The sequence below is a fragment of the Teichococcus deserti genome (assembly GCF_001982615.1).
GTDB classification, from domain to species: Bacteria; Pseudomonadota; Alphaproteobacteria; order Acetobacterales; family Acetobacteraceae; genus Pseudoroseomonas; species Pseudoroseomonas deserti.
This window is the reverse complement of the sequence record NZ_MLCO01000193.1, coordinates 1-8,306: the sequence shown is the minus strand read 5'-3', so window position 1 is coordinate 8,306 and position 8,306 is coordinate 1. Positions and strand designations below refer to the sequence as shown.

At 72.1% G+C, this 8,306-nt stretch carries 9 protein-coding genes; 2 read left to right on the top strand and 7 right to left on the bottom strand.

Annotated features, from left to right (window positions below; all coding sequences use genetic code 11):
* Both BKE38_RS18865 and BKE38_RS18860 read left to right on the top strand, forming a co-directional pair.
* On the top strand, positions 1-421 hold a 421-nt coding region (locus BKE38_RS18865), incomplete at its 5' end, for an ABC transporter permease (protein ID WP_131829648.1).
* Positions 422-423: 2 nt separating this feature from the next.
* On the top strand, positions 424-1,302 hold the full coding sequence (locus BKE38_RS18860; RefSeq protein ID WP_076958813.1) for an ABC transporter permease: 879 nt from the start codon (positions 424-426) through the stop codon (positions 1,300-1,302).
* A gap of 44 nt (positions 1,303-1,346) precedes the next feature.
* On the opposite strand, the gene BKE38_RS18855 is transcribed toward BKE38_RS18860, so the two are convergent.
* The 7 genes from BKE38_RS18855 to BKE38_RS18825 form a co-directional block, all read right to left on the bottom strand.
* Positions 1,347-2,294: an ABC transporter substrate-binding protein gene (locus BKE38_RS18855; protein WP_076958812.1), complete on the bottom strand. Its 948-nt coding sequence runs from the start codon at positions 2,292-2,294 to the stop codon at positions 1,347-1,349.
* The gene (locus tag BKE38_RS18850; RefSeq protein ID WP_076958811.1) at positions 2,291-3,400 is read right to left on the bottom strand and encodes an LLM class flavin-dependent oxidoreductase; all 1,110 of its coding nucleotides are present in this window, start codon (positions 3,398-3,400) and stop codon (positions 2,291-2,293) included. The genes BKE38_RS18855 and BKE38_RS18850 overlap by 4 nt, the downstream gene beginning before the upstream one ends.
* A 13-nt stretch (positions 3,401-3,413) precedes the next feature.
* Positions 3,414-4,556, bottom strand: coding sequence for an acyl-CoA dehydrogenase family protein (locus BKE38_RS18845; RefSeq protein WP_076958810.1), 1,143 nt, complete (start codon positions 4,554-4,556; stop codon positions 3,414-3,416).
* Positions 4,556-5,269 carry an ABC transporter ATP-binding protein gene (locus BKE38_RS18840; RefSeq protein WP_076958815.1) on the bottom strand — a complete coding sequence of 238 codons (714 nt, stop codon included), beginning with the start codon at positions 5,267-5,269 and terminating at the stop codon, positions 4,556-4,558. Before BKE38_RS18840 ends, BKE38_RS18845 begins: the two co-directional genes overlap by 1 nt.
* Positions 5,270-5,274: 5 nt before the next feature.
* Positions 5,275-6,114, bottom strand: a complete 840-nt coding sequence (locus BKE38_RS18835) for an ABC transporter permease (RefSeq protein WP_083747669.1) — start codon at positions 6,112-6,114, stop codon at positions 5,275-5,277.
* Between the two features lie 241 nt (positions 6,115-6,355).
* Complete coding sequence (locus BKE38_RS18830) at positions 6,356-6,850, bottom strand: Lrp/AsnC family transcriptional regulator (RefSeq protein WP_076958809.1); 495 nt, start codon at positions 6,848-6,850, stop codon at positions 6,356-6,358.
* Between the two features lie 45 nt (positions 6,851-6,895).
* Positions 6,896-8,306, bottom strand: a 1,411-nt coding sequence (locus BKE38_RS18825) for an ATP-dependent helicase (protein ID WP_131829647.1), incomplete at its 5' end; no start/stop codon positions are given.

Sequence of the window (8,306 nt, the reverse complement as noted above, 5' to 3'; positions counted from 1 at the left end):
GCATGGCCGAGCGTGTGAACCTTGCCAGCACGGCGGCGCCGCCGTGCTGGCAAGGTTCACACGCTCGGCCATGCTCGAGGTGCTGGGCCAGCCCTATATGCGCACCGCCCTGGCCAAGGGCGTGCCCTGGCAGATGGCCGTCCGCCGCCACGCCCTGCCCAATGCCGCCATTCCGACGGTGACCATCGTCGGCTTCATGATCGGCAGCCTGCTCGCCGGCGCCGTCGTGGTGGAGAGTGTCTTCTCCTGGCCCGGCGTTGGACGCCTGCTGGTGGTCGCGGTGGCCAACCGCGACCTGGCCGTCGTGCAATGCATCCTGCTGCTGGTCGCCGCCACCATGATCACCGCCAACCTGGTGGTCGACCTGCTCTATGGCGCCCTCGATCCGCGCCTGCGCGTCACCGCTCGCGGAGAAGCCTGACCATGTCCGCGACCGCCCCCGCCGCCATCCCTGTCGCCGTTGCGCCGCCGAAGAAGCGGGCGAAAATTCCGCCGATGGTGGCCATCGCGCTGGTCTGGATCGCCGCCGTCCTGGCCATCGCCTTCCTGGCCGACCAGATCCGGCCCTATTCGATCACCGCCCTCGACCTGCGCGCCCGCCTCGCGCCCCCGGTCTTCATGGGCGGCAGCTGGGCGCATCCGCTGGGCACCGACGAGCTCGGCCGCGACGTCCTGTCGCGCCTCATCGTCTCCATCCGCATGTCGCTGCTGATCGCCTTCGGCGCCGCCATCATCGCGGCGACCCTCGGCGTCGTGCTCGGCTTCCTCGCCGCCCATTTCCGCGGCTGGGTGGAGCAGGCGGTCATGGCCCTGGTCGACTTCCAGGCCGCCATGCCCTTCATGATCCTGGCCCTCTCGGTGCTGGCCTTCTTCGGCAATTCCCTGCCGCTCTTCATCGGCCTGCTCGGCCTGCACGGCTGGGAACGCTATGCCCGCATCGCCCGCGGCCTCGCCATCAGCGCCGGCGCCCAAGGCTATGCCGCCGCCGTCCGCCAGCTGGGCGCGACGCCCTGGCGCGTCTATGCTCGCCACGTCCTGCCCAATATCGCGGCGACCCTGATCGTCTCGATGACCCTGGCCTTCCCGGAAATCATCCTGCTGGAAAGCGGGCTGTCCTTCCTCGGCCTCGGCGTGCAGCCGCCGATGACCTCGCTGGGCAACATGGTCGGCTACGGGCGCGAATACCTGACGCGGGCGCCCTGGATCCTGCTGTCGCCCTCGGCGGTGATCGTGCTGACCACCCTCTCCGTCAGCCTCGTGGGCGATTGGCTGCGGGATCGGCTCGATCCGACGCTCAGATAAGCAAGAGAAGGCTGGGGGCATTGAATGCCCCCAGACCCCCACATTCATGCAGACTGGATCACGGCCGAAAAACTGCGGTCCAATATGTCATCGGCAGCGATGCGCCGGCGCACCAAGCCAGCACGCGTGTACAGGTCGATATTGCCCTGCTCGTCGCGCGCCACGCTGTCGTCGATCGGCACCACCCGCGTGCGGGCCCGCGTGAACCACTGCACGGCCACCGGCTCCGGCACGTTCATCAGCCCCGACCACGTCTTCGCATACCCGGCGATATTCTCGTTCGCCCAGCGACGCGCGACCGTCAGGCGACGCACGAAATCCTCCAGGTCAGGCCGGCGCGACGCGATGGCATCGTCCCGCGCCGCCTGGAAGCTCAGCCCCGGCGTGATGCGGTTGCCGTCGACGATGCGGCGCGACCCGGCCAGCACCTCTTCCTGCGACACATAGGGTTCCCAGGTCGACCAGGCCTCCACCGCGCCGCTGCCATAGGCCGCCTTGGCATCCGCCGGCAGCAGGAAGACCAGCTTCACCGCATCCGCCGGCAGCTTCGCATCCTCCAGCGCCGCCAGCACCAGCTGATGCCCGATCGACCCTCGCCCCGTCGCGATCCGCTTGCCGCGCAGATCGGCGAGGCTCTGCACTGTGCTGTCCTTCGGCACCAGGATCGCCAGCCCGTCCTGCCCCTGCCGCGTCGCCGCGATCGCCTTGGCCGGCACGCCCGCGGCGGCGCCGAAGGTGAAGGGCGCATCCCCCACCAGGCCCGTGTCGATGGCGCCCGCATTCAGCGCCTCGACCAGCGGCGCGGCGGCGGGGAACTCGCTCCAGGCGAAGCGCCCCTCGACGCCCTTCAGCACGCCTGCGGCCTCCATCACCGCCCGCGCATTGCCGCGCTGGTCGCCCACCCGCAGCGGCGCCTGCGCCCGCAGCACCCGCGGCGCCGCCAGCAGGGCAGCCCCGGTCAGCAGAATTCGACGTGTGGGCAGAAACGTCATGCGGCGATGTCCTGATGCGCCAGCTTCTCGGCCAGCAGGCGGCGGGTGGCGGGCAGCAGCGAGCGGCCATATTCGACCGCGTCCTCCAGCGGATCGAAGCCGCGGATCAGGAATGTGGTGACGCCCAGCGCATGGTATTCGAGGAAGGCCTCGGCCACCTGCTCCGGCGTGCCGACAAGCGCGGTGGTGTTGCCGCGCGCCCCGGTCTCGCGGGCGATGGCGGTATAGAGCCGCCCCTCCGGCCGGTCGCCCAGCGCCGCCGCGTCGAGCAGCCGCTGCGACCCGGCATTCTGCGGCGCCTTAGTCTTGGCGTCGGCGCCCGTCGACAGCGCAGCCTGGCCTCGCACCCGGCGAATGTTGCCAAGAATGTCCTCGGCCCTGGCCCAGGCGGCTTCCTCGGTCTCGGCCAGGATCGGGCGGAAGGACAGGCTGAACTTCACCTGGCGCCCGTGCTTCGCCGCCTCGGCGCGGACGCGGGCGACGATGTCGCGCACCTGCGCCTGGGTCTCGCCCCACAGCGCATAGGTGTCGGCGTGGCGGCCCGCGACCTGCAGCGCCGCTTCCGAGGCGCCGCCGAAATAGATCGGGATGCGCGGCGCCTGCACGGCCCTCACCTCGGGCGAGGCGCCCTTGATGCGGTAATAGGCGCCCTCGTGGTCGACCGGCCCCTCGCCGCCCCAGACCGCCTTCAGCACGTCCAGATATTCGTCGGTGCGGGCATAGCGGTCATCCTTGCCCAGCCAGTCGCCGTCGCGCGCCTGGTCGGTGTCGTCGCCGCCGGAAATGACATGGATCGCGGCCCTGCCGCCGCTGAGCTGGTCCAGGCTGGCGAAGGCCCGCGCCGCCGTGGTCGGCGACTGGAAGCCCGGGCGGTGGGCCACCAGGAAGCTGACCTTCTTGGTATGGGCCGCGGCATCGGCGGCCAGCAGCAGCCCGTCCGGCCCGTTGCTGTACCAGCCGATCAGGATCCGGTCGAAGCCGGCCTCGTCATGCGCCTGCGCCGAGGCGCGGAAATAGCCCAGGTCGATCGCAGGTCCCGAAGCCGGATGGATCTCGGACTGCTGGCGCGGCTGGACCATGCCGATGAATTCGAGCGCGTCGGACATCGCGGTTCTCTCCTCAGGCCTGGCCGAGCGCCAGGCGCCCGGCGAGGGTGTAAGCGGCATCGGGTTGCGGGGTGTGGATGCGGGCGCAGAGCACGTCGCGCAGATGCCGCTCCAGCGGGTTCTTCCGGGCCAGGCCGTGGTTGCCGGTCAGCGCCAGCGCCTGCTGCACCACCTCGATGGCATTGTCGGCGGCCAGCGTCTTGATCAGCGCGCTCTCGCTGGCGGTCGGGCCGTCGCCGGCATCCTGCTCGGCGGCGGCCGAGGCCACCATCCGCGCATTGGCCAGCAGCAGCGCCTCGATGCGGCCCACCGCCTCCTGCATCCGCGGCAGCGTGGCCAGCGGCGCGCCGAGACCGGACGGCACGCGCGTGCGCAAGAAGCCCAGCAGCCAGTCGCGCGCCGCCCGCGCAACGCCGGTGTAGAGCGCCGCGATCAGCAGCGTGTTCCAGGCCGCCTGCGCCGCATCCGGCCGCGCCCAGTCGGCCGGCAGCCGCAGGTCCGGTGCCTGATGGCCGGCGATGGCGACATCGGAGAAAACCACGTCATGGCTGCCCGAGGCGCGCAGCCCCGCCTGGTCCCAGCTCTCCTCGATGGCGACGCCCGCGGCGCCGGCCGGTACCAGCACCAGCCCGGTGCGCGGCGCGTCTTCATCCGTCCGGGCCCAGACCAGCATCCAGGTCAATGCAGGCGCGCCGGTCGAGAAGATCTTGCGGCCCGACAGGCTCCAACCCTCGCCGTCACGGCGCAGGATGGTGGCGGGCAGCCCGCCGCGCGCCGGCGTGCCGAGCTCCGGCTCGACGCGCAGCGCATTGACCAGCTCGCCACGCTCGACGGCGCCGCGGGCCAGGGTCTCCTTCAGCGCCTCAGGCCAGGCATGCTCGGCGCAGAGCTGGCGCAGCTGGATGAACTGCATGGCCAGCACCAGGGCGGTCGCCGGGCAGCCTTCCGCCACGTCACCGACGATCTCGGCCGCGCGCGCCAGGCCGATCTGGGCCCCGCCGAAGCGCTCCGGTGCGGTCAGGCCGAGCAGCCCAGCCTCCTGCAGCGCAGCGAAATTGTCGTGCGGGAAGGACGCGTCGCGATCATGCTGCGCGGCGCGTTCGGCGAAGCGGCGCTTCAACCCGGGCAGCGGGTCGAGACGAACGAAGCTGTCCATCAGGCCGCCTCCTCCAGCTCGACGCCCAGCGCGCCCAGCAGCTGCCGGCGCAGCGCCGAAAAGACCGGATCGGCATGGCGGCGCGGCCGCGGCAGCCCGACCGCCACATCGGCGGCAATCCGGCCGCCATCCAGCACCAGCACGCGGTCGGCCAGCAGCACCGCCTCGTCCACGTCGTGGGTGACGATCAGCGTGGTCGGGCGGTGGTGCCGCCACAGCTCCAGCACCAGCGCATGCATGCGGATGCGGGTCAGCGCGTCGAGCGCCGCGAAAGGCTCGTCCAGCAGCAGCAGCCGCGGCTCGCGCACCAGCGCGCGGGCCAGCGCCGTGCGCTGCGCCTCGCCGCCCGACAGCGTCGCCGGCCAGGCATCGAGATGGCGGCCGAGCCCGACCTCCTGCAGCGCCGCCTCGGCCCGGTCGCGCAAGCCGCGGCCGTCGAGGCCGATGACGACATTCTGCCAGACCTTCTTCCAGGGCAGGAGCCGCGGCTCCTGGAAGGCCACGGCCACCGGGCGCGGCAGGTCGAGCTGCGCTTCCGCCGGCGCGGCGTCCAGCCCGGCCAGGGTCCGCAGCAGCGTCGACTTGCCGGAGCCGCTGCGGCCGAGCAGCGCGGTGAAGCTGCCGGGCTCCAGTTCCAGGGAAAGGTTGTCCAGCACGGTGTTCGTGCCGAAGCGGCGGGTCAGGTGGCGGACGCGAAGGGTGCGGTCGGTCATGGCGCTCACCCCTTGATCAGGCTGGGGCGCCAGGCCAGGGCGCGGCGCTCGACCAGGCGGACCAGCGCATCGGCGCCGAGGCCGAGCAGCGCATAGACCAAGAGGCCCACGACGATGATGTCGGTGCGCAGGAATTCCCGCGCGTCATTGATCAGGAAGCCGATGCCGGAGCTGGCATTGATCTGCTCGGCAATGACCAGGCTGAGCCAGGCGCTGCCCAGCGCATAGCGCAGCCCGACCAGCGCCGAGGGCAGCGCCGCCGGCAGCACCACATGCCGCACCAGCCCGCGACGGTCGAGGCCGAAGACCTGCCCTGCCTCGACCAGCTTCGGCTCGACGCCGCGGATGCCGGCGAAGAGGGTCAGATAGACCGGGAAGGTGGCGCCCAGCGCGACCAGCGCGATCTTCGGCGTCTCGCCGATGCCGAACCACAGGATGAACAGCGGCACCAGCGCCAGGAACGGCAGGGTGCGCAGCATCTGCATCGGCGCGTCCACCACCTCCTCGCCGCGGCGCGAGAGCCCCGCGACCAGCGCCAGCGCGACGCCGGCGGACAGGCCGATGGCCAGGCCGGCGCCAACCCGGCCGAGCGAGACCAGCAGGTGGGCAGGAAGCTCGCCCGACAGCGTCAGCTCCCAGGCACTGGCCAGCACGGTGCTGGGTGCGGCGAGCGTCCGCGGCGAGATCAGCCCGGCCATCGAGGCCGCCTGCCACAGCAGCACGATCGCCAGCGGCGAGAGGAAGCGGCGCAGCTGCGGCGGCAGCGCCAGGCGCGGCCAGGAAAGGCGGCGCGGACGTTCCAGAATCAGGTCGCGCGGCGCCGTGGCCGCATGGGTCTCGGACATGCTGGTCCTTTGCGGCGCGAGGGCCGCCTGCGGGCTTGGGAAGGGGATGCCAGGACACCAGGCCCCGGCCGCACGCCGTGTCAGGCCGGACAGCAACCAGGCATTCGGCGGGACGGGGTGCGGCGCTGCGTCATCACGTCTGAAAGTATGAAGCGTGGCGCTTGCGCGAAAGAGTTGTGATTCCCAAACTTCGCCGCCACGGCAGGACAGGCATCCTGTCACGCGGCGCTTGCGGGAAAAACTATTCCCGCGCGGCCTCGGCCTGGCGGTCGCGGAAGGCAGGGCCGCCGAGCGGATAGGCCGTGGTGTGCTTCATCCGCTCCATGGCGAAGCGGGAGGTGACGTTGCGCGGGGCCGTCGCCGCGATCAGCTTCTTGTAGAAGGTGTCGTAGGCGGCCATGTCGGCGACGGCGACGCGCAGCATGTAGTCGACCTCGCCGGCCATGCGGTAGGCCTCCATCACCTCGGGCATGGCGGCGACGGCCTCGGCGAAGCGCTGCAGCCAGGCCTCGGAATGGTCGCCGGCCTCGATGGCGACGAAGACGCTGAAGCCGAGCCCCACCGCCTCGGGCGCGACCAGTGCGACGCGGCGGGTGATGACCCCCTGCCCCTCCAGCTTCTGCACCCGCTTCCAGCAGGGGGTGGTGGACAGCCCCACCTTGTCGGCGAGCTGCGCCACGGAGAGCGTCGCATCGGCCTGCAGCAGGCCCAGGATCTTGCGGTCGATTTCGTCCATGCGCGCGAGCGTAGCATCGCGTCCGCCGGCTTCCGCAAGGGGGGGTTAGGCCACCTCGCGGAACAGCTGCTGCGGGATCTCGGCGATGAAGCGGGATGGTTTCGCCGCCCAGTCGCGCCGCCGCCGCACCCAGCTGAGCCACAGCGTCTGCCGCGCCCGCGTCAGCCCGACATAGAAAAGCCGCCGTTCCTCGTCGAGACTGCCCTGCGCCTCGGCGCGGAAATGCGGGAAGACGCCGTCCTCCAGCCCGGGCAGCAGGACATGGTCAAATTCCAGCCCCTTGGCGCGGTGCAGCGTCATCAGTGCGATGGCGTCCGGCGCCTCGGCCTCGCCGGCGACATTGCCCAGCGCCAGGGCATCGGCATAGGCGCCCAGGCTGCCGCTGCGACCAGCGGCCGCAAAGGCGGCCTCCCAGGCGGCGAGCAGCTCGGGCCCGGCCTGGCGCAGCCCGCTGGCCAAGCCGGCACGGGTGGCCGCCAGCTGCAGCGCATCGGCGGGCGAGAGGCGCTGGCTGGCGAAGGCGGCCGCGATCTCCTGCGCGGTCGCGGCGACGGCCTGGAAGGGCGTGCGCTCGTCTGCGGTCGCCGGCATCGTCGGGATGGCGGCAGCGAGCGCCAGCCCGGCCTCGGTGGCATGGTCCCGCAGCCGCGCGAACAGCCGCCCGGACAAGCCCCGCGGCGGCAGGACGCAGGCTCGGCGGAAGGCGTCGTCCGCGGCCGGGTCCCAGGCGCCGTCGCGGAAGCTCAGCGCCAGCCGCAGCCAGGCCTGGGCGGCGAGGATTTCCTTGGGCGGATCGGGCTCGCGCTCGGCGACCAGGCCGGCCGGGATGCCCGCCTCGCGCAGCGCCAGCAGCAGCGGATCGGCCAGGAAAGTCGCGCGCAGCAGCACGGCAGCGTCGCGCCAGGCCATGTCGGGCGTCTTCTTCTTCAAGGCGAGCAGGCGCCTGGCGACCGCCCTGCCCTCCTCCTCCGGCGTTTCCAGGATGGTCAGGCTGAGCGGCGGGCCCATGGCCGACCTGGCGTCGGCGGGTCGGAGCACCTTGCGCAGCGCCTCGGGGTCGCAGGCGGCCACCGCATTGGCGGCCAGCAGGATGCGGCGGGTGGAGCGGTAGTTGGTCTCCAGCCGCAGCGGCGCGGGTGCGGCGGGGTAGTGCTCGGCGAAGCGGCGCAGCTCGGCGACGGCAGCGCCGCGCCAGCCATAGATCGACTGGGCGTCGTCGCCGACGGCGAAGACCCGCCCCCCCTGCCCTGCCAGCAGCTTGACCAGCCGGTGCTGCGCCAGGTTGGTGTCCTGGAACTCGTCCACCAGGATCTCGGCCCAGCGCCCCTGCCAGCGCGCGGCCAAGCCCGGGTCGTCGCGCATGGCGCGCACGGGCAGCGCGATCAGGTCGTCGAAATCCAGCGCGGCGCGTGCGGCCAGGGCCTTCGTGTAGTCGGGCAGCAGGGCCGCAGCCGGC